At 72.8% G+C, this 20,376-nt stretch carries 15 protein-coding genes and 1 tRNA gene; 11 read left to right on the top strand and 5 right to left on the bottom strand.

Going from position 1 to position 20,376, the window contains the following annotated elements; genetic code table 11:
* Window positions 1–38 precede the first annotated feature (38 nt).
* The 7 genes from QFZ62_RS06095 to QFZ62_RS06065 all read left to right on the top strand — a co-directional run bounded on the left by QFZ62_RS06095 (window position 39) and on the right by QFZ62_RS06065 (window position 7,860).
* Window positions 39–746: a sigma factor-like helix-turn-helix DNA-binding protein gene (locus QFZ62_RS06095; protein ID WP_307503028.1), complete on the top strand. Its 708-nt coding sequence runs from the start codon at window positions 39–41 to the stop codon at window positions 744–746.
* Window positions 747–1,421 carry a thymidine kinase gene (locus QFZ62_RS06090; protein ID WP_307503025.1) on the top strand — a complete coding sequence of 225 codons (675 nt, stop codon included), beginning with the start codon at window positions 747–749 and terminating at the stop codon, window positions 1,419–1,421.
* A 404-nt stretch (window positions 1,422–1,825) separates the two neighbouring features.
* On the top strand, window positions 1,826–3,220 hold the full coding sequence (locus QFZ62_RS06085; RefSeq protein WP_307503022.1) for a polysaccharide biosynthesis tyrosine autokinase: 1,395 nt from the start codon (window positions 1,826–1,828) through the stop codon (window positions 3,218–3,220).
* Between the two features lie 305 nt (window positions 3,221–3,525).
* Window positions 3,526–4,533, top strand: a complete 1,008-nt coding sequence (locus QFZ62_RS06080) for a hypothetical protein (RefSeq protein WP_307503020.1) — start codon at window positions 3,526–3,528, stop codon at window positions 4,531–4,533.
* Window positions 4,530–6,335, top strand: a complete 1,806-nt coding sequence (locus tag QFZ62_RS06075; protein WP_307503018.1) for a DUF4012 domain-containing protein — start codon at window positions 4,530–4,532, stop codon at window positions 6,333–6,335. The genes QFZ62_RS06080 and QFZ62_RS06075 overlap by 4 nt, the downstream gene beginning before the upstream one ends.
* Before the next feature lie 86 nt (window positions 6,336–6,421).
* The gene (locus tag QFZ62_RS06070) at window positions 6,422–7,012 is read left to right on the top strand and encodes a sortase (RefSeq protein ID WP_307503015.1); all 591 of its coding nucleotides are present in this window, start codon (window positions 6,422–6,424) and stop codon (window positions 7,010–7,012) included.
* A gap of 305 nt (window positions 7,013–7,317) precedes the next feature.
* Window positions 7,318–7,860, top strand: coding sequence for a sortase (locus QFZ62_RS06065; protein WP_307503013.1), 543 nt, complete (start codon window positions 7,318–7,320; stop codon window positions 7,858–7,860).
* Window positions 7,861–7,899: 39 nt separating this feature from the next.
* On the opposite strand, the gene QFZ62_RS06060 is transcribed toward QFZ62_RS06065, so the two are convergent.
* Complete coding sequence (locus QFZ62_RS06060; protein WP_307503010.1) at window positions 7,900–8,295, bottom strand: VanZ family protein; 396 nt, start codon at window positions 8,293–8,295, stop codon at window positions 7,900–7,902.
* A gap of 212 nt (window positions 8,296–8,507) precedes the next feature.
* Here QFZ62_RS06060 and QFZ62_RS06055 point away from each other — a divergent pair, with 212 nt between their 5' ends.
* The 3 genes from QFZ62_RS06055 (at window position 8,508) to QFZ62_RS06045 (ending at window position 13,226) form a co-directional block, all read left to right on the top strand.
* Window positions 8,508–9,539, top strand: a complete 1,032-nt coding sequence (locus tag QFZ62_RS06055; RefSeq protein ID WP_307503007.1) for an LLM class flavin-dependent oxidoreductase — start codon at window positions 8,508–8,510, stop codon at window positions 9,537–9,539.
* Window positions 9,540–9,631: 92 nt separating this feature from the next.
* Window positions 9,632–11,884, top strand: a complete 2,253-nt coding sequence (locus QFZ62_RS06050) for a transglycosylase domain-containing protein (RefSeq protein WP_307503003.1) — start codon at window positions 9,632–9,634, stop codon at window positions 11,882–11,884.
* 136 nt (window positions 11,885–12,020) lie between these two features.
* A complete protein-coding gene (locus QFZ62_RS06045) occupies window positions 12,021–13,226 on the top strand; it encodes an acyltransferase (RefSeq protein WP_307503000.1) in 1,206 nt (401 codons plus the stop codon).
* A gap of 120 nt (window positions 13,227–13,346) precedes the next feature.
* Here the strand turns inward: QFZ62_RS06045 and QFZ62_RS06040 are convergent.
* The 3 genes from QFZ62_RS06040 to QFZ62_RS06030 all read right to left on the bottom strand — a co-directional run bounded on the left by QFZ62_RS06040 (window position 13,347) and on the right by QFZ62_RS06030 (window position 16,977).
* A tRNA-Pro gene (locus QFZ62_RS06040) sits at window positions 13,347–13,420 on the bottom strand.
* 63 nt (window positions 13,421–13,483) lie between these two features.
* The gene (locus QFZ62_RS06035) at window positions 13,484–14,428 is read right to left on the bottom strand and encodes a metallophosphoesterase (protein ID WP_307502997.1); all 945 of its coding nucleotides are present in this window, start codon (window positions 14,426–14,428) and stop codon (window positions 13,484–13,486) included.
* A complete protein-coding gene (locus tag QFZ62_RS06030) occupies window positions 14,428–16,977 on the bottom strand; it encodes a transglycosylase domain-containing protein (RefSeq protein WP_307502995.1) in 2,550 nt (849 codons plus the stop codon). Before QFZ62_RS06030 ends, QFZ62_RS06035 begins: the two co-directional genes overlap by 1 nt.
* 288 nt (window positions 16,978–17,265) lie before the next feature.
* Between QFZ62_RS06030 and QFZ62_RS06025 the strand changes: the two genes are divergently transcribed.
* Window positions 17,266–17,730 carry a RidA family protein gene (locus tag QFZ62_RS06025; protein WP_307507705.1) on the top strand — a complete coding sequence of 155 codons (465 nt, stop codon included), beginning with the start codon at window positions 17,266–17,268 and terminating at the stop codon, window positions 17,728–17,730.
* A 78-nt stretch (window positions 17,731–17,808) separates the two neighbouring features.
* Here QFZ62_RS06025 and acs read toward each other — a convergent pair whose 3' ends face one another.
* A complete protein-coding gene (gene acs, locus QFZ62_RS06020) occupies window positions 17,809–19,848 on the bottom strand; it encodes an acetate--CoA ligase (RefSeq protein ID WP_307502992.1) in 2,040 nt (679 codons plus the stop codon).
* Window positions 19,849–20,376: the final 528 nt, after the last annotated feature.

Here is a 20,376-nt window from a genome sequence, read left to right as displayed (position 1 = left end):
CGTGTCCCGCGCGTCCGGCCCCTGGCTACAGTGCTGACATGACCACGCTGCGCGACCCCGGGGCGAGCCCGCTCGGCGCCGCCCGGCGCCAGGCGCCGCGGCCCGTGCGCGTCGGCGTGCTCATGGGCAGCGAGTCGGCGCTCGACGAGGTGTGCGCGATCCTCCGTGCACGGGCGCCCGAGATCGACGTGGTCGTCAGCACCACGGGCTGGCTCCAGCTCATCAGGTCGCCCCGGTTCCCGACCGACATCGTCGTGGTCGACCACGACCTCCCGGACGCCGTGAGCATCGAGGGCCGCATCCGCTCCTGCCGCGCGGCCGGGGCGGCCGTCGTCGTGCTGTCGCGCTCGGGTGCGGAGGCCGTCCGACGGCGACTGCTCGACGCGGGCGTCGCCGCGCTGGTCATGGGCCCGATGGCGGCGGGCGACATCGTGACCGCCGTCCGCGGGGTCGCCGCGGGCGCGCGCTCGGGCCGCCGGCAGGTCGACGTCGCCGCGGACGACGCGGCCCGCGAGGCCGCCCGCGCCTTCGTCAGCCCGCGCCTCAGCCAGGGCGAGGAGCAGGCGCTCCGGCTGTACGTCACGGGCCGGTCCACGCAGGACGTGGCGCAGGCGATGAACGTGCAGTACGAGACCGCGAAGACCTACCTGCGCCGCGCCCGGGCGAAGTACCGCGAGGTGGGCCGGGTCGCCGGGCGGCGAGCCGACCTGATCGAGCGCGCCGCCGAGGACGGCTACCTTCGGTAGATGGCCAAGCTCTACTTCCGTTTCGGTGCGATGAACAGCGGCAAGAGCACGTCGATGCTCCAGGCCGCCTACAACTACGAGGAGCGCGGGCAGCACGTGCTGCTCACGAAGCCCGTCATCGACACCAAGGGCGACCGCGACATCGTCTCCCGGTTGGGCGTCAGCCGGCCGGTCGACTTCCTGCTCGAGCCGGAGGCGGACGTCTGGCAGGAGTTCGGGATCCACCGCGAGCGGGTGCTGCAGGACAAGGGCGGGCCGACCGCGTGCCTCCTCGTGGACGAGGCGCAGTTCCTCCGCGAGTCCCAGGTGGACGACCTCCTGCGCATCGCGATCCTGCAGGACGTGCCCGTCATCGCGTACGGCATCCGCACCGACTTCCAGACGGTCGCCTTCCCCGGGAGCCGACGCCTGCTCGAGATCGCGCACAGCCTCGAGGAGATGAAGACCATCTGCCGCTGCGGGCGCAAGGCCGTCTTCAACGCGCGCCAGGTGGGGGACCGCTTCATCTTCGACGGCGACCAGGTCGCGATCGACGGCGCGGACGTCACCTACATGTCGCTCTGCGGCGCGTGCTACCTCGCCGAGAGCGGGGGAGCGCTCACGAGCGGTCGGCCCGTGGAGACGAGCGCGACGGCGTTCGGCTACCCCGCGGGGCCCGACGCGGACTTCGCCTGACCCGATCCGCGGGCGGGCCGGGAGGCGGGACGCGCGTGAGCGGCGCCCCGGACACGCCCGGCGCGCGGCACGTCAGTCGCGCAGGAAGCGGACGCCGTAGGCGGTCAGCGCGCCGGTGATGAGCAGGGTGGCGAGCGGCATGAGGGCGGCGCAGACGTCGGGCATGGGGGTCCGGATCTTCTCTTCGGGTGAGCGTTCGGGCGGTGTTCCACGAGAGGGGCGGTGGGTGGCCGATCCCCGGCCCCACGCTAGCCGGTCCGTCCGACCCCGCCGCCGCCCCAGATGCTGGGGCGCCGTCCGCCGGAGGTCGTTCCCGGTGCCGGGGAACCGGAGAGGGTCCGCGGCTGTGGGAACATGGGCACGGACGCCACCGGGGGGCGTGCCGTCGACGAGGGGGATCGCCTGTGGAACTGCGTGAATACATCCGGATCCTGCGACGATCGTGGATCCTCATCCTGCTGGTGCTCCTCCTGGGCGTGGGTGCCGCAGCCGGCTACTCGCTGGTGCAGACACCGGAGTACCGGGCGTCGTCCAAGGTCTTCGTCTCGACGCAGTCGGCGGGCACCGTGCAGGACCTCAGCCAGGGGAGCTCGTTCACGCAGCAGGCCGTGAAGAGCTACGCCGACGTGGTGGCCACGCCCGTCGTGCTGGAGCCCGTCATCGCGCGGCTGGGGCTCGACACGACCGCGGAGTCGCTCGCACCTCGCATCACCGCCACCGCGGCGCTCGACACGGTCATCATCGAGATCGCCGTCCAGGACGAGCAGGCGGAGTCGGCCGCCACCATCGCCAATGCCGTCGCCCGCAGCTTCACGGACGTCGTCGCCGAGCTCACGCCGCTCGACACCAACGGCCAACCGCAGGTGAAGATCACGACGCTGCAGGAGGCGCGCATCCCGGCGACCCCCGTGTCGCCGCGCGTGCCGCTCAACCTGGCGCTCGGCGCGCTCATCGGCCTGGCCCTCGGCGTCGCCGCGTCCGTGCTGCGCTCGACGCTCGACACGCGCATCCGCGGCGAGCACGACCTGCGGCTCGTCACGCAGGCGCCCATCCTCGGCGGCATCGCCTTCGACCCGAAGGCCAAGGAGCGCCCGCTCATCGTCCAGTCGGACCCGCGCAGCCCGCGCGCCGAGTCCTTCCGGAGCCTCCGCACCAACCTCCAGTTCCTCGACTTCGGCGGCCGCGCGCGCAGCTTCGTCATCACGAGCGCCGTGGAGTCCGAGGGCAAGTCCACGACGAGCGCCAACCTCGCCATCGCGCTGAGCGACGCGGGCGCCCGGGTCGCGGTCATCGACGCCGACCTCCGCCGGCCCAAGCTCGCGTCCTACCTCGGGCTCGAGGGCGCCGTCGGCCTCACCGACGTGCTCATCGGCCGCGCGCAGCTGAAGGACGTCCTCCAGCCCTGGGGCAACCGGAACATGTTCGTGCTTCCCGCCGGGCAGATCCCGCCGAACCCGAGCGAGCTGCTCGGGTCGCGCACCATGGTCGCCCTGCTCAAGGAGCTCGAGGCCGAGTTCGACACCGTGCTCATCGACGCGCCGCCGCTGCTGCCCGTCACCGACAGCGCCGTCCTCTCCAAGAGCGCGGGCGGGGCGATCCTCGTGGTCTCCTCCGGCCGCGCGCACCGCGGCCAGGTCCATGCGGCCATCGAGTCGCTGCACAGCGTCGGCGCGGAGGTGCTGGGCGTCGTCCTCACGATGCTGCCGACCAAGGGCCCGGACGCCTACGGGTACGGCCAGTACGGCTACTCGTACGTGCGCCCGGAGGGCGCGGAGCGCCCCACGCCCGCCGCGTCCTGACCCGCGGCATCCCCGTGTCGTCCGGGGCCGTCGTGCGCGGGCCTGTACGATCCGGGTGACACCACCGCTCGACCCCGCATCACCCCGCGTGCGCACCGCGGGCCCGTGCTCCGTCCCAGGAGCGGGTCACGGCTCGTCGGCGGGGCGCGGACCGGACCCGGCCGCCCGCGAGGGAGGGCCGACCGCGTGCCGCATGATGCCCGCCACCCCGGGAGACACCATGTCGGCTCATGCCGAGGCGCGATCGCGCCGCTCCGGAGGACGCCCCTCCGGCCCCCGCGACCCCCGAGCCCGGGGAGCCGCGCGTGGCTAGGACCGCGCCCGACGGCCGGAAGCCGATGGCGGTCACCGGCAGGGCCTCGCGCCGCCGCCGCCCGCTCGGTCGCCTCCTCCCCGGTGTCGGCGTCACGGCCGCCGTCGCGTTCCTCGTCATCGACGTGATCCTCGTGTCCGCCGCCGTCACCCGGACGGAGGGATCACCGGCACCGAGCACCTCCGCCCCGGCGCCGTCCGCCTCCGCGAGCACCGACGCCGCCGCGGATCCGACCCCCGCCCCGACCCCCGCCCCGACCCCCGCGCCGTCCGCCCCCGCGGCCACGACCGTCGCGGCGCCCACGGTCTTCCTGGCCGCAGGGAACTCCGAGGTCGCCTGGCGCACGACCGCCGGTTCCTGCACGGGCGAGCCCGCCCGCATCCAGACCACGATCGACGAGGGACGCACCTGGGACACGCGCACGACGGGCACGTTCGACGCCCGACGCGTCCTCGCCCTCCAGGTGGAGAGCCCGGACGTCGGCGGCATCGTCGCGGACGTCACCGCCACGTGCTCCCGCACCACCCTGCAGAGCTTCACCGGCGGCGAGTTCTGGCGGGACGCCCCCGCGCAGACCGCGGCCACCGCCTACGTCGACCCGGAGGAGCCCGGCACGGTCCGTCTCGTGGAGGGCGAGCAGGACGCGCCCTGCGACGACGCCGTGCAGGCCGTCGAGAGCGGCCAGGCGGCCGCGGTCCTCTGCGGCTCGGGCGCGCTGCACGTCCGATCCGGCAGCGGCGACTTCCGCCGCATCGACGCGCCCGGCACCCTCGCCGTCGCGCTCGGCGCGGACGGGATCCTCACGGCCGGCACCGCGGAGTCGTGCGCGGGCACCAGCATCGGCCGCATCGTCCCCGCCTCGGGCGACGTGAGCGTCCTCGGCTGCGCGGCGGCCGTCCCCACGAGCGGATCCGTGGCCATCTCGGCCGCCGGTGACGACGTCTGGCTCCTCACCGGCGACGCCGTGAGCATCTCCACCGACGGAGGGGCCACCTGGTGACCCCCGTGACCGACGTCGCACGGTCGCCGCGGCGCCCGTGGACCCGTCGCCGCGTCCTCACGGTCGCCGGCGCGGTCGTCGCCGTCCTCCTGCTGCTCTGGATCGTGTGGATCGCCGCCCGGGCCCTCCTCGCCCGCGGCGAGCTCGAGCAGGCCGTGCCGCTCGCGTCCTCCGTGCAGCGGGACCTCCTCGCCGGCGACTCCTCCGGCGCCGCATCGAGCGTCGCCCAGCTCCGCGAGCACTCGGGGCGCGCGGTGTCGCTGACGGGCGATCCCGTCTGGGCCGTCACCGAGCACGTACCCCTGCTCGGCCCGAACCTCCGGGCCTTCCGCGAGATCTCGGGGATCGTCGACCGCATCGGCGGCGACGCCCTCGAGCCGGTCGTCGGGATCGCCGGGTCGCTCGACGTCAGCGCCCTCACGCCGAAGGACGGGCGGCTCGACCTCGACCCGATCGTCGCCGCGCAGGAGCCCGTCCGGCAGGCCGACGACGCGCTCGACGCCGCCCTCGCCGACGTGACCGCCATCGACACCGGCGGCACGGTCCGCCCGGTCGCCGAGGCGGTGTCGCGCCTCCGGGAGACGGTCGGCAAGGCGGCGGAGACCCTCGCCGTCGTCCGCCACGTCACCGACCTGGCGCCCGCCATGCTCGGCGCCGACGGGGACCGCAGCTACCTCATGATGTTCCAGAACAACGCCGAGGTCCGCTCCACGGGCGGCATCCCGGGCGCCCTGGCACTGATCCGCACGGGCGACGGGGCCTTCTCGCTCGCCCAGCAGGACTCGGCCCGCGGGTTCCCGAAGCTGGCGGAGCCGGTGCTGCCGTTGGATCCGCAGACCGCCGGCCTGTACGGCAACATCACGGGCCGCTACATGCAGGACGTCACGCTGACTCCCGAGTATCCGCAGGCAGCGCCCCTCGCAGCGGAGATGTGGCGGCTCAAGTACGGCGAGGCGGTGGACGGCGTCATCAGCATCGATCCGGTCGCGCTCGCCTACCTGCTGGAGGCCACGGGGCCCATCACCCTCGCCACCGGGGACGTGCTCCGCTCCGAGGACGCGGTGGACCTGCTCCTGCACGACGTCTACCTCCGCTACCCGGATCCGGACATGCAGGACGCCGTGTTCGCGAGCGTGGCCGACTCCGTGTTCTCCCGGATCTCGACCGGCGACGTCGACCCGGCCGCCCTGGTCACCGCGCTCGGCCACGCCGCCGAGGAGCGTCGCATCCTCATCTGGAACTCGCGGCCCGACGAGCAGGCGACCCTCGCGGGCACGACGTTCGAGGGCTCGCTGCCCGGTGACAACGACGAGTCGACGGTCTTCGGCGTGTTCCTCAACGACGCGACCGGCGCGAAGATGGACTACTTCCTCACCCTCGCGACCACGCAGGCCATGGCGATGTGCCGCGACGACGGTCGCCCGGACTACCGCACGGAGGTCGTCCTCGGGTCCACGGCCCCGGCCGACGCGGCCACGCTGCCGTTCCTGGTCACGGGTGGAGGCGTCTACGGCGTCGCGCCCGGCGACATCAAGACGCGCGTGGCGGTCTACGGGCCGCCCGGCACGGTGCCGCTGAGGGTGGAGATCGACGGCCAGGACGCTCCGTTCCAGCCCGAGGTGGTGGGCGGCCGCGCGGTCGCGCAGGTCGAGGTCACGCTGGCGCCCGGCCAGGAGGTCCGCATCTCCGTGGACACGCTGGGGGACAAAAGGACCGACACCCCGCTCTCCATCGTCACCACCCCGGTCATTAACACGATCGCAACACAATTCCGCTCGCTGTCCTGCGACACGTCCCAGTAGTCTTCCCCGTGGGGGAATGATCGACGGCGGACCCGAGTCCGTTCCGTGCCCCTGTGCACCAGAAACACTCATACAGGGGGAACCACATGCTCAAGAAGATCCTCGCCGGAGCGGCCATCGCTCTCGCCGCGACGTTCACCGTCTCCACCGCTGCCACGGCTGCGCCCTACACGCCCGAGGGCGGCGTCACGGTCAGCGACCCGACCGTCGCGCCCGGCCAGAGCACGGTGCTGTCCTTCGCGGACGGCTCCTTCGCGCCCAGCGTCCCGGTCAGCATCACCATCACCGGTGAGAACGCGGCCAACGCGACGCTCGCCTCGTTCCGCACGGCCCCCATGGCCGTGACGAGCAACTCCATCACGAAAAACTCGACCAGCGCCGGCGGCCTCCGCGTCACCGTCACGCTGCCCGCCGGTTCCGCGTCGGGCTCCTACGCCCTCACCGGCACCGACACCGAGGGCAACACCGTCTCCACCACGATCTCGGTCGTCGCGGCCGCCGGCTCCGGCACCGCGACCGGCGGCTCCGGCTCGACCACGGACGCCTCGGCGGGCCTGCCCGTCACCGGCGGCCAGCTCCCCGTCGTCCTGATCTGGACGGGTGGCGGCCTGCTGCTGCTCGGCGCCGCGCTCGTCGCGGTCCTCGCGACGGTCCGTCGCCAGCGCACCACGGTCTGATCCGCATCATGACCCGCGTCGCCTGACTCCCTCCGGAGCGGTGCGACGGAAGGCCCCGAGGCTCACGCCTCGGGGCCTTCCGCCGTCTCCGGGGTCCCGTGACCCCAGTCCGGGGTCCATCCCGCCCGTGCGCCTTCGTGCGGGCCTCGTACGCCGCTAGCATCGCCCTCGTGGGTTTACCCGACCCGCTGTCTGCCTGAAGGCGCCGACCCGAAATCGCGCGCCGCGGACACCACCGCCCCGAGGCGATACCCGTCGTGCCCCCGCACGTCCGTCTCGGGCGTAAAAGTGAAGGCACACCCGAGATGCTCGCCAAGACCCTGGCGGGCGCGTTCGTCGCGCTCGCGATCACCGTTTCCGCCCCTCTCGCCGCACAGGCGGAGAACTACGTCCCCAAGGACTCCTCCATCGCCTGCGGCGGGATGACCGTCACGCCCGCGGCCGTCGCACCCGGCGAGTCCGTCACGATCACCGGCGCCGCCGGCTCGTTCCAGGCGGGGGAGACCGTCGCCCTCCGCCTGGCCGCCTCGACCGGCGCGCCCGCCGTCGCGGGCGACCCGGCCGCGTCCGCCACCGCCGCGGCCGACGGCTCGGTCTCCGGCACGCTCGTCGTGCCCACGACGGCCACCGGCGTGTGGCGCGCCAATGAGACCGCCGCGTCCGGCGACCACTGGTGCGGCCTCGTCTCCGTGGTGCCCGCCAGCGCGCGCACCGCCGCGGAGAGCGGCTCGCTCCCCATCACGGGCGGCACCCTGCCGACCGGCCTCGCCATCACCGGCGGCGGCCTGCTCCTCGCCGGCGCCGCTGCCGCGGGCATCGCGACGGCCCGTCGTCGCCGCGCGTCCTGACCCCCGGCACCGCATGAGCCCCGACGCGGGCGGATCCGATCACGACCGGAGCCGCCCGCGTCGTCGCGTCCGGAGGGCGACGACCGCGGCGAACGCGGCGCCCAGCACGGCCCCGAGGCCGTTCGCCGCCACGTCCGTGACCGAGGCCACGCGGGCCGGGAGGAGCGCGCCCTGGGTCAGCTCGACTCCTGCGGACAGCCCGGTGGCCGTGAGCGCGACGAACCACCACCTGCGCGGTCCCACCGCCAGGACGCCGAGCATGCCGAGCGGCGCGAACAGGGCGACGTTGGCGACCTCCTCGATCATCGAGTAGCGGAACCCCGGGAACCCGTGGTGCTGCACCAGGAGCACGCCGCGCATCAGGTACGGGTATGCGCCGCGGTCGACGCTGTCGGGCGTGAGCGTGACGAGCCCGACGAGGGCGAGGTACGCCACGAGGAGCGCCGCGGCCTGTCGGCGGCGGAGCCTCCGCCGCGCACGGTCGCGGCGTGCGCTCCAGGGGGACGGTGCGCGGACGCCCTGATCCGACGCGGCCTGCCGCGGACGCCGCGACGGGGGAGCGGGAGAGGCGGGGTCCATGGCGGGCGCAGCCTAGCAACGCGCCGTGGAAGCGGGAATGCGCTCCCGACACGCCCCGTTGCATCGGGGTGACCCACCTCGACCGTGTCCCGCTCGACGTCCTCGACCTCGCCCCACGCCCCTTCGGCGGCACCAACGCCGACGCCGTCGCGGGCAGCATCCGCCTCGCGCAGGCCGCCGAGTCCGCCGGGTACTCGCGCTTCTGGGTGGCGGAGCACCACGGCATGCCGGGGATCGCGAGCTCCGCGCCCGCCGTGCTGATCGCGGGCATCGCCGCGCGCACCTCCACGATCCGGGTTGGCAGCGGCGGCGTCATGCTCCCGAACCACACCCCGCTCGTCGTCGCCGAGCAGTTCGGCACGCTCCGCGCGCTCTACGGCGACCGGATCGACCTCGGCGTCGGCCGGGCGCCGGGCACGGACGGCGCGACCGCGATGGCGCTCCGCCGCAGCGAGGCCGGCCTCGGGGTCGACGACTTCCCGCAGCAGCTGCTCGACCTGGTGGGCTTCTTCACGGGCGCCATGGCGGCCGACAACCCGCTGCGCGGCATCACGGCGGTCCCCGGGCTCGGCGACGCGCCGCAGATATGGCTCCTCGGATCCAGCGGGTACTCCGCGCAGGTCGCCGCCGCCCTCGGGATCCGCTTCGCGTTCGCGCACCACTTCGCGGGCGACCGCACGGAGCAGGCCCTCGCGACGTACCGCGAGCGGTTCCGCCCGAGCGACGACCTCGCTTCGCCGCACAGCGCCATCGCGGTGAGCGTCATCGCCGACGAGGACCCCGAGGTCGTCGACCGGGAGTCCCGGGCCGGCAGCATCACGTTCCTCCGCATGCGCCAGGGCGGGAAGCCGCAGCCGGTGGATCCCGAGGAGGCCGCCGCCTACCGCTTCAGCGACCTGGAGCGCGAGATCATCGGCGCCCGGAACCGACGCCAGGCCATCGGCTCGCCCGAGGCCGTGCGGATCGGGCTGGAGCGGCTGCTGACCAGCACGGGGGCGGACGAGCTCATCGTCGCGCCGTCGTCGACGACGCTCGAGCACCGCATCCGGACCCTCGAGACGGTGCGCGACCTGGCGGCCTCTGCAGCCCGCGCCGCCTGACCGTACGTGCACTCATCACATTTCGGCCACGGGCAGCTGAGACCCTCCCTGAGGCGGACGCGGCGCCTCCGAGCTCGGGTTAGATTCGTATCATGAGGAAAACTGACCTGACCATCTCGACCCGGTTGGGCGCGTTCCTCGGACTCGTCGGCATGAGCACGATCGCCGGCGTCCTCGTCGCCGCCATGGTCACCCCTGCCATCGCCGTCTCGGGCATCGCGGCCAACAGCACCATCGGCGTGTTCGAGGACATCCCGGACAACCTGCAGATCGACAACCTCGCGCAGAAGACGGTCCTGTACGCCAAGCAGGGCGACCAGCAGGTGCCGTTCGCCGAGTTCTTCTCGCAGGACCGCGAGGAGGTGCCGTGGGAGGCCGTCTCACCGTTCGCGAAGGATGCCGCGATCGCGACCGAGGACCCCCGCTACTACGAGCACGGCGGCGTCGACGTGCTGTCCGCCGCGCGCGCGCTCGCGCAGAACGTGCTCAACAAGGAGGTCCAGTCGGGCGCCTCCACCATCACGATGCAGTACGTCCGCAACGTCCTGGTGCAGAAGGCCCAGAACATGGTCGACTCCTCCGACGAGGCCACGCAGGCCGAGGGTCGCAAGGCGTTCACCGAGGCGACCCAGCCCGACATGCCCCGCAAGCTCAAGGAGATGCGGATGGCGATCGGGGTGGAGAAGAAGTACTCCAAGAACGAGATCCTCCTCGCCTACCTCAACATCGCGAACTTCGGCAGCCGGGTCTACGGCATCGAGTCGGCGGCGCGCTACTACTTCAACGTCTCCGCGGCGGACCTCACCCTCGAGCAGGCCGCGAGCCTCATCGCGACCGTCAACGCCCCCGAGATCTTCAAGATCGACAACCCGGACAACCTCGAGCGCAACAAGGAGCGTCGCGACCTCCTGCTGGCCAACATGCTCAAGGAGCAGAAGATCACGCAGGAGCAGCACGACGTGGCCGCCGCCGCGCCGGTCACGCCCACGATCACGCCCTCCACGAGCGGCTGCATCCAGGCGAACCCGATCTCGGCCGCCTACTTCTGCGACTACGTGAAGAACGAGATCCTCACCAACGCCGAGTTCGGCGAGACCGCCGCCGACCGCGACGCGCTGCTGAAGCGCGGCGGCCTGCAGGTGTACACGACCCTCGACCTCGACATCCAGGCGAACGCCGCCGAGCAGATGCGCAAGCAGGTGCCCACCACGGCGCGCTTCACGAAGATCGGCGGATCCGTCGTCTCCCGTGAGGTGAAGACCGGCCGCGTCATCGCGATGGCGCAGAACACCGACTACGGGGTCGCGCAGGACCAGCCCGGGGTGACCGAGATCAACTACGGGGCCGACAAGGCGCACGGCGGCTCCGCCGGCTTCCAGGTGGGGTCGACGTACAAGATCTTCACGCTGGTCGACTGGCTGAAGAGCGGCAAGTCGATCTACCAGACGGTGAACGCGTCGAAGACGACCTGGTCGGCCAGCGAGTTCACCCGGTGCGGCGACAACCTCGCGGGGTCCCCGGACTACAAGGTCACGAACGACACCAACACCGGTGCCACCTCGAACCAGAACGTGCTGGCCGCGACGGTCGCCTCCGTCAACTCCGCGTTCGTCGCGATGGCGAGCCAGCTGGACCTGTGCGAGATCAGCCAGACGGCGACGGACATGGGCGCGTACAACGCGGACAAGCGGGAGCTGTCGAGCTTCCCGTCCGACGTCGTCGGATCGGGCGGAAACACCGTCGCGCCGCTCCAGATGGCTACTGCGTTCGCCTCCGTCGCCAATCAGGGCACGATGTGCCCGCCGATCGCGATCGACAAGGTCGTGCTCCCGGACGACTCCGAGCTCGTCACGCCGAAGAGCCAGTGCGCCCAGGCCATGAGCCCCGAGGTCGCCAACACGGCCGCCTTCGCCCTGAAGGCCGTCATGGGCGGCACGGGCGCCGCGTCGAACCCGCGCGACGGCACCGAGATCATGGGCAAGACGGGAACCACGGACCGCGCGAAGGACACCTGGTTCGTCGGGTCGTCCACCGAGGTCACCACCGCCGTCTGGGTCGGCAACGTGGAGGGCTTCGCTCCGATGCGTCGCAACGTGCTCAACGGCGCGGCCGCGGACACCGCCCGCCACCGCATCTTCAAGCCGCTGCAGACCTTCATCGACGACCGCTACCCGGCCGAGGGCTTCCCCGCGCCGGCCAGCACGTTGACGAAGCGGCCGTACGTGGCCCCGGCGCCGAAGCCGACGCAGTCCGCCGCGCCGACGGCGCCCAGCGCCCCCGCGGCACCGGCAGCCCCGGCGGCTCCCGCCCCGCCGGCCGCGCCCGCGCCCGGCACGGAGGGCTGAGCCCGCGCTCGATGGGGAGCGCGCGCCGACGGCCGTCGCCTCCGGGCGGCGGCCGTCGTGCTGTCCGCCCTCCGGCGTCCCCGGGGGCGCCTCGTAGACTGGACGACCGCCGCTCCACCGACCCGGGAAGGCCACCATGACCGGGACCCCGACGTCCGCACCCGCGCGCGTGCGCACGCTCCTGCCCGGCATCGAGGGCCTCCGCGGCATCGCGGCCGTCGCGGTGCTGCTGTACCACGTGCAGCGCCAGCTGGCCCGGCCGACGACCGACATCCCCCTCGTCGGCGAGGTGGCCTTCTTCAGCCACGGCGTCACGCTGTTCTTCGTCCTCAGCGGCTTCCTGCTGTTCCTGCCGTTCGCGCGCGCGCTCGTGCAGGGCGGGCCGATGCCGCGGCTCTCGCGCTACGCCGCCAACCGGGCCCTGCGCGTGTTCCCCGGCTACGTCGTCGTGCTGCTCCTCGTGAGCCTCGTTCTCCGCGTGGCGGTCCTGCCGCGGGAGGCCCGCGACGCCGGCATCGCGGTGGGCGCCCTCGGCCCCGTCGACACCCTCCTCAACGCCCTGCTGCTGCAGGGCTACACGCCGCGGACGCTCCGCAGCGGCATCGAGGTCGCCTGGACCCTGGCGGTCGAGGTGTCCTTCTACGTCGTGCTGCCCGTCGTGGCGCTCCTCGCGGCGCGCCTCCTCCGCGGGCGGGCGACGTGGATCCGCGCCCTCGCCCCCGCCGCGGCCCTGCTGCTCGTCGGCGTGGCCGGCAAGGTCTGGTCGACCATCGCGCAGGCGCCGCTCGGGCACCGCGGCCGCCTCGCCAGCGAGTGGGGCGCCACGTGGGAGGCGGTCGCCAACCGCAGCATCCTCGTGCACGCCGACCTGTTCTCCTACGGGATGGCGGCGGCCGTGATCCTGCTGACCCTGTCCGCGGACGAGCGCCTCCGCGACCGCGTGGCGGCCTGGCGCGTGCCCGCCGGGATCGTCGCCGCCGCCCTCGTCATCGTGGCCTCGGTGGTCCCCGTGGGCGCCTTCGAGGAGAGCGTCGTGGCGGCGTCGTGCGCCCTGCTCCTGCTCCTCGTGGCCCTGCCGCGGCGCGGGGGATCGCTCGGCCCGGTCACGCGCGTCCTCGAGCTCCGCTGGATCGCGTGGCTCGGCACGATCTCGTTCAGCGTGTACCTCTGGCACCTGCCGGTGATCCGCTTCCTGCGCCGCGCGGGCCTGGTCCTGCCGGACACGCTCGGCGGCTTCGCCCTCAACACGCTGGTGGTGGGCGCGGTGACCCTGGTGCTCGCGGCGGCGACGTACTACGCCATCGAACGGCCGGCGCTCCGGCTGAAGCCCGGCTCGCGCTAGGCCGCACGGCGACGTCCGCCCTGCTGGGGAGCTGCGCGTCCGGCACGACGAAGGGCCGCTCCCGGAGGAGCGGCCCTTCGTCGTGGTGCCTTTCGTGCTGTGCCTCGAGGAGGCGGTGTGTCGGGGTAACAGGATTTGAACCTGCGACCTCTTCGTCCCGAACGAAGCGCGCTACCAAACTGCGCCACACCCCGATGGCCCGAGGGCCGGGCTCTACGATACCCGATGATCCGGGCTCCCGAGTACGCCTCGCGCGGTCAGACCGCCGTGAGCGTGAGGAGCGTGGCCTCGGGGAAGCACGCGAAGCGCACGGGCGAGTAGATCGAGGTGCCGAGGCCGGCGCTCACGTGCAGGTAGGCGGCGCGGTCGGCGTGCGGCCAGACGCTGAGGCCCTTCACCTGCCGGCGGGGGATGTCGCAGTTGGTGACGAGCGCCCCGTAGCCCGGCACGCAGACCTGCCCGCCGTGCGTGTGACCGGCGAAGATCATGCGGGCGCCGTTGGTGACGAAGGAGTCGAGGACGCGGCGGTAGGGAGCGTGCGCGACGCCGACGGAGACCACGGGCGCGGCGGAGGATCCCTGGTAGGCGTCGCCGTCCTCGCGCAGCGCCTCGAGCGCACCCGGGAGCGCCTCGAGGTGGTCGAAGTCGCGGTGCGGGTCGTCGACGCCGAAGAACTCGAGCAGCGTGCCGTTGACCTCGATCGCCCCCGCGGCGTTGTTGAGGTCGACCCAGCCGAGCGATGCGTAGAGCCGCTCGAGGCGCGCGAGGTCGAGGTCCGCCGGGCGCTGGGTGGCGTGCGTGTCCGCGGTGAAGTACTTGAACGGGTTCTTGGGCGTCGGCCCGTAGTAGTCGTTCGAGCCGTGCACGAAGACGCCGGGGATCCCGCGGAACGCCTCGAGCGTCTCCTCGACGGCCGCGATGCCCTGTTCGTGACCCGTGTTGTCGCCCGTGTCGACGACGAGGTCCGGCTGGAGTGCCGCGAGCTCGCGCACCCATCGCTGCTTCTTGTGCTGCCACGGCGCCATGTGCATGTCGGACAGGTGCAGCACGCGGATGGGGTCGGCGCCGACGGGGAGCACCGGGACGGTGACCTCGCGGAGCGTGAAGCGGCGCCGCTCGTAGAACGACGCGTACGCGAAGACCGCCGCCCCTGCGGCGACGACGCCGCCCGCGGTGCGGGCGAGCGTTCCGAGCACGCCCATCAGGTGCGTCCCACGAACAGGGTGACGGGACCGCTGCTCGGCTCGCCCGCGGCCGGCTCCGTGCGGGTGGCCTTGCCGATCTGCGAGTTGTCCTGCACCTGCTCCTGCGCGTAGGTCACGTCGAAGCCGGCCGCGCGGAGCGCCTGGCGGGCGGTGACCATGTTCTGGCCCCGGACGTCGGGGACGATGCCCGCGGCGGTCGGCTGCTGCTCGGTCTGCTGCTGGCTCTGGTCGGGGCCGCTGCTCGTGAACACCGTCACGGTGGATCCGCGGGCCGCGTTCGCGCCGGCACCCGGATCGGATCCGCTGACCTGCCCGGCGGGGACGCTCGAGGAGGAGCGCTCGCCGCCCTGGGCGAAGCTCAGGCCCGCGGCCTCGATGGCCGACTGGGCGGCGGCGGGCGACATGCCCTCCACGTCCGGCACCTGCACGGTGGGCGTCTTCGTGAGCTCGGCGGCGGGTCCGGGGAACGCCTGGCCCTTGTAGACGGCGTTCACGGACTGCATGAACGGCTTCCACACGGCGAAGCGCGCGGTCGACATGAGCTGGCCGCCGGGGAGCTTGGTGTTCCGCTGGCGGATCTGCTGACCCGACGAGCTGCCCACCCAGATCGCCGTGGTGACCTCGCTGCTGGATCCGACGAACCAGGTGTCCTTGGCCTTGTCGGTGGTGCCCGTCTTGCCGATGAGCGGCGTGCCGTCGTTCGTGTTCGCGGGGGCGCCCGTGGCGCTCATGACCCCGGCCAGCGCGTACGCGGCGGTGTGCGCGACATCCGGGCTCACGGCCTCGCGGCAGTTGGCGGAGGGCGGCGTGATCTCGGTGTCGTCCGGGAGGACGACCTTGTCGATCAGGATCGGGGTGCAGGTGGTGCCGTCGTTGGCCACGGTCGCGTAGGCCGAGGCCATGGTCAGCGGCGCGATGGTGTTGCCACCCGAGCCGATGATGTCCGAGATGAGGTTCGACAGCGGCTTGCCCGTGGCGTTGTGGATGCCGATGTCCGTGGCCGTCTGCGCCAGCCCGCACAGGTCCAGCTCGCTGGCCATCGCCATGAAGGCCGTGTTGGTGGAGTTCGCCGTGCCCGACATGACCGTGCGGTTGGGCCCCGGGGCCGCGCCGTCGTTGGTGACCGTCAGGGAGTCGCCGGCCGAGTTGCCACCGCCGCAGGAGTTCCGGAAGTCCCGTCCCGTCCAGGTCCCGTTGGACGACCGGACGACCTCGTTCACCGAGTGCCCCTCCTTCAACCAGTCGAGGAGCGTGACGATCTTGTAGGTCGAGCCCACCTGGAAGCCGCGGGAACCGCCCATGTCCTGGTCGGTGTTGTAGTTGACGCTGGTCACGCCCGCGCCCTCGTTGCCGTAGTCGGTGTTCTGCACCATCGCGATCACGCGGCCGGTCTTCGCCTCCACGCTCGTCATGGCCGAGCCCACGTCGATGCTGTTCATGGTGGTGGGGATCTGCTTGCGCATGTCGTCCGTGGCCTTGGCCTGCAGGTCGAGGTTCAGGGTCGTGTAGATCCTGTAGCCGTTGCGGTTGAGGTTGCGGCGGGCCTCGTCGGGGTTCGCGCCGAACTCCTTCGACTTCTCGACCGTGTACTTGACGGCGTCGCAGAAGTAGGCGGCGCTCGCCGGCTGCGCGGCGGTGCAGCCGCTGACCGACGGCGTGATGACCGGGGTCACGGGCGTGGCGACCGCCTCGTCGTGCTGCTCCTGCGTGATGCTGTTGTGCTTCAGCATGTTGCCGATGAGGACGTCGCGCCGCTCCTTGTTCGCCTCGAGGTTGTCGGGGTCGTCGACGCGGAGCGCGGTCGGGTAGTTCACGGTGGCGACGAGGCTGGCCGCCTGGGCGATGCTGAGATCCTTCGCGGACACGCCGTAGTAGTACCTCGCGGCCGACTCGATGCCGTAGACGGTGCCGCCGTAGTTCGCGATGTTGAGGTAGCCGAGCAGGATGTCGTTCTTCGAGAACTTCTTCTCCAGGCCGATGGCGAGGCGCATCTCCTTGAGCTTGCGCGCGGTCGACTCCTGGGTCGCCTCGGCGTACGCCTTCTTGCCCGCCTCGGGATCCGTCTCGGCGAGGGTCTCCGCCTTCTGCACGAGCACGTTCTTCACGTACTGCATGGTGATGGTGCTGGCGCCCGACTGGACGCCGCCGCCGATGACGTTCTGCGCCAGCGCGCGGAACGTGGACTGCACGTCCACGCCGCCGTGCTCGTAGAAGCGGGGGTCCTCCGTGTCGACGGCCGCGGCCTTGGCGTTGTCGGACACCTCGTCCCAGCTCACCTCCTGGCGGTTCTGCGCGTAGAACTCGGCGAACTTGACGGGCTGGCCGCCCTGCGTCGCGTACAGCTCCGTCTTCTGGGCCAGGTTGTCGATCTGCAGGTAGTCCGGCAGGTCCTCGAAGAGCCCGATGGTGTTGTTGGCCGCGAGGCTCGTGACGGCGATGGCCGGGGTGACCATCGCCGCGACGAGGACACCGGCCACGGCGCTCATGCCGAGGACGCCCGTGAGGGCGGCGGCGACACGGCCGGGCGTGTTCTTCGAAGCAGACATAGACTCCAGAGTACGGGAAGGGTGTATGGGAACCCGTGAGACCTGTGAGCCGGCAGCCCGCGCCCATCCCGTCCCGCGTCCAGACCCGACCGGCAAGGAGCCGAGATGACCGCAACGCCCGGGCAGTGGGAGTACCTCACCACGCCGCTGATGATCCACAACACGGCCGCCATCCTCAACACGTGGGGATCGCAGGGCTGGGAGCTCGTGCAGGTCGTGACCGGCCCCCGAGGGCGGCCTCGTCGCGTACATGAAGCGGCCCGTCGCCGGCGCGGAGCACGGCGCCTGATGGGCGCGATCTCCGACCGCCTCGCCGAGCTCGGCATCGAGCTGCCCGCGGTCGCGGCGCCCGTCGCGGCCTACGTCCCCGCCGTCGCGCACGGCGGCCTCGTCTACACGAGCGGCCAGCTGCCCTTCGTCGACGGCGCGCTCGCCGCGACCGGCAAGGTCGGCGCCGAGGTGTCGGCCGAGGACGCGAAGGGGCACGCCCGCACCTGCGCCCTGAACGGCCTCGCCGCAGCGGCGGCCGCGGCCGGCGGCATCGACCGCATCGCCCGCGTCGTGAAGGTCACGGGCTTCGTCGCCTCGGCCGAGGGCTTCACCGGCCAGCCCGGCGTGATCAACGGCGCGAGCGAGGTGCTGGGGGAGATCCTCGGCGACGCCGGCATCCACGCGCGCTCCGCCGTGGGCGTCGCGGAGCTCCCGCTCGGCTCTCCCGTCGAGGTCGAGCTCGTGGTGGCGCTGGTCGACTAGCACCGGACCGCCGCGGCGGGCACGCAGGAGGGCCGGGTGCATGCACCCGGCCCTCCTGCCGTTCCCGCCGGTCCCGCGTCAGCCGGCGCTCATCCGCTCCGTGATGACCTGCATCACCTGCGTGTCCGCGAGCGTGGTGGTGTCGCCGACGGCCCGCCCCTCCGCCACGTCGCGCAGGAGCCGGCGCATGATCTTCCCGGAGCGCGTCTTGGGCAGCTCCTGCACCACGAACACGCGCCGCGGCTTCGCGATCGCGCCGATCTGGTCGGATACGTGCTTGCGCAGCACCTCGTTCGGGTCCTCGTCGCCGAGCGCGCTCGCCTCGGCGGTGCGGAGGATCACGAAGGCCACCACGGCCTGCCCCGTCGCCTCGTCGGAGGCGCCCACGACGGCGGCCTCGGCCACGTACGGGTGCGCGACGAGCGACGACTCGATCTCCGCGGTGGACAGGCGGTGGCCGGAGACGTTCATCACGTCGTCCACGCGGCCGAGGAGCCAGATGTCGCCGTCCTCGTCGAGCCGGGCGCCGTCGCCCGCGAAGTAGCGGTCGCCGAAGCGGTCCCAGTAGGTCTCGCGGTAGCGCTCCGGGTCGCCCCAGATGCCGCGCAGCATGCCGGGCCAGGGCTCCGTCACGACCAGGAGGCCGCTCTCGCCGCGCGCCACCGGCTCGCCCTGGTCGTCGACCACCGCGACCGAGATGCCGGGGATCGGCGCCTGCGCGGATCCGGGCTTGGTCGCCGTGACGCCCGGCAGGGCGGAGATCATGATGCCGCCGGTCTCCGTCTGCCACCACGTGTCGACCACGGGGACGTCGCCGCCGCCGATCACGTCGCGGTACCAGCGCCAGGCCTCCGGGTTGATGGGCTCGCCGACGGAGCCGAGCAGCCGGATGGAGGAGAGGTCGCGGGCGTCCGGGATCTCGCGTCCCGTCTTCATGAAGGAGCGGATCGCCGTCGGGGCCGCGTAGAGGATCGTCACCCCGTGCTTCTCCACGATGTCCCACCAGCGCCCGGGCTCCGGGGTGTCGGGCGTGCCCTCGTAGATCACCTGCGTGGCGCCGTTCGCGAGCGGCCCGTAGACGACGTAGCTGTGGCCGGTGACCCAGCCGACGTCGGCCGTGCACCAGTAGACGTCGGTCTCCGGGTGCAGGTCGAAGACGTTGCGGTGCGTGTAGGCGACCTGGGTGAGGTACCCGCCGGAGGTGTGCAGGATCCCCTTCGGCTTCCCGGTCGTGCCGCTCGTGTAGAGGATGAAGAGGGGGTGCTCGGCCTCGAACGCCTCCGCCTCGTGCTCCGCGTCCGCCGCGGCGACGCGCTCGTGCCACCAGAGGTCGCGCGCGTCGTCCCAGTCCACCTCGTTCTCGCCGCGCTTGACGACGAGGACGTGCTCGACGGACCCCGCCGAGCCGACGAGCGCCGCGTCGACGGCGGGCTTCAGCGGGAAGACCTTGCCCTTGCGCCAGCCGCCGTCCGCCGTGATGACCACGCGCGCCTCGGCGTCGTCGATGCGGGCGCGGAGGCTCTCCGCGCTGAAGCCGCCGAAGACGACCGAGTGCACGGCTCCGATGCGCGCGACGGCCAGCATCGCGACGACCGCCTCGGGGATCATCGGGAGGTAGATCGCGACGCGATCGCCGGCGCCCACGCCCAGGTCTCGGAGGGCGTTGGCGGCGCGCTTGACCTCGGCCGTGAGCTCGGCGTAGGTGAGGTCGCGGGTGTCGCCCGGCTCGCCCTCCCAGTGCAGCGCCACGCGGTCGCCGTGCCCGGCCAGCACATGCCGGTCGAGGCAGTTGTACGCGACGTTGAGGCGTCCCTCGGGGAACCAGCGCGCGACGGGGGCGTCCGACCAGTCGAGCACCGTCTCGAACGGGGTCTCCCAGGTCACGAGCTCGCGGGCCCGGTCGGCCCAGAACGCGAGGCGGTCGGCGGCGGCGGCCTCGGCCAGGGACTCGTCGGCGACGCGCGTCGCGCGGAACGCGTCCGACGGCGGGTGGACGGGGCCGGGATCGGGCGCCGCGGACGGGCGGGACGCGCTCGTCGCACCCTCCTCGTCGTGGTCGCGTGCGGCGGCGCTCCGGGATCCGGGCTCGGGCGATTCGGGGTTCGTGGACATCGTCATCCTCTCCGCGACCCACGTTAGCGGGTGGTCCGTCCGGTGCGAGGGGCAGCCGTCCGTCACCGCTGGGACGGGCGAGACCGGGAGTCCGATGGGGGAACGGCCAGAACTCGCACAACCCTCCCGTCACGAGAGGAGTGAGGCGTATGCTCGACGCGTCGGGCTGAGCCCGGCGTGTGGCGAGTCCTGGATTCCCCCGATCCTTCGTCACGTGGCGGCGCCCGTTCCCCCGATGGGCGCCGCCCCTCTCTCTCCACCCGGCCGCTCCTCCCCATGCCGATCCGGACCGCGGGTGTCCGCACGGTCGAGTGCCGGGATCGGGACGCGGGGCACCGTCCGTAGCCTCCGCGCATGATCGAGTGGCAGGCATCCGTCGACGGCCGTGGCATCCGCAGGGGGGAGGGGCACCCGACCGCGTCCTCGGGCGGTGCGGGACCCGGGTCGGGATCAGGTGGGCGTCCGCCGGCGGCGCCGCTGCCGCCGCCGACGCCTCCGGTGGCGTTCGTCCCGCGTCCGCGGTCGCGCGGCATG

It is taken from the genome of Clavibacter sp. B3I6 (assembly GCF_030816895.1).
GTDB lineage: Bacteria > Actinomycetota > Actinomycetes > Actinomycetales > Microbacteriaceae > Clavibacter.
Note: the sequence above shows the minus strand (reverse complement) of the source record. Positions and strands in the feature narration are given on the sequence as shown.

Bases quoted from the DNA above. Each gene is read 5' to 3' on its own strand.
- QFZ62_RS06095 (WP_307503028.1), top strand. From the start codon at position 39: ATGACCACGCTGCGCGACCCCGGGGCGAGCCCGCTCGGCGCCGCCCGG.
- QFZ62_RS06090 (WP_307503025.1), top strand. From the start codon at position 747: ATGGCCAAGCTCTACTTCCGTTTCGGTGCGATGAACAGCGGCAAGAGC.
- QFZ62_RS06070 (WP_307503015.1), top strand. From the start codon at position 6,422: ATGCTCAAGAAGATCCTCGCCGGAGCGGCCATCGCTCTCGCCGCGACG.
- QFZ62_RS06065 (WP_307503013.1), top strand. From the start codon at position 7,318: ATGCTCGCCAAGACCCTGGCGGGCGCGTTCGTCGCGCTCGCGATCACC.
- QFZ62_RS06050 (WP_307503003.1), top strand. From the start codon at position 9,632: ATGAGGAAAACTGACCTGACCATCTCGACCCGGTTGGGCGCGTTCCTC.
- QFZ62_RS06045 (WP_307503000.1), top strand. From the start codon at position 12,021: ATGACCGGGACCCCGACGTCCGCACCCGCGCGCGTGCGCACGCTCCTG.
- QFZ62_RS06035 (WP_307502997.1), bottom strand. From the start codon at position 14,428: ATGGGCGTGCTCGGAACGCTCGCCCGCACCGCGGGCGGCGTCGTCGCC.
- QFZ62_RS06030 (WP_307502995.1), bottom strand. From the start codon at position 16,977: ATGTCTGCTTCGAAGAACACGCCCGGCCGTGTCGCCGCCGCCCTCACG.
- QFZ62_RS06025 (WP_307507705.1), top strand. From the start codon at position 17,266: ATGGGCGCGATCTCCGACCGCCTCGCCGAGCTCGGCATCGAGCTGCCC.
- acs (WP_307502992.1), bottom strand. From the start codon at position 19,848: ATGACGATGTCCACGAACCCCGAATCGCCCGAGCCCGGATCCCGGAGC.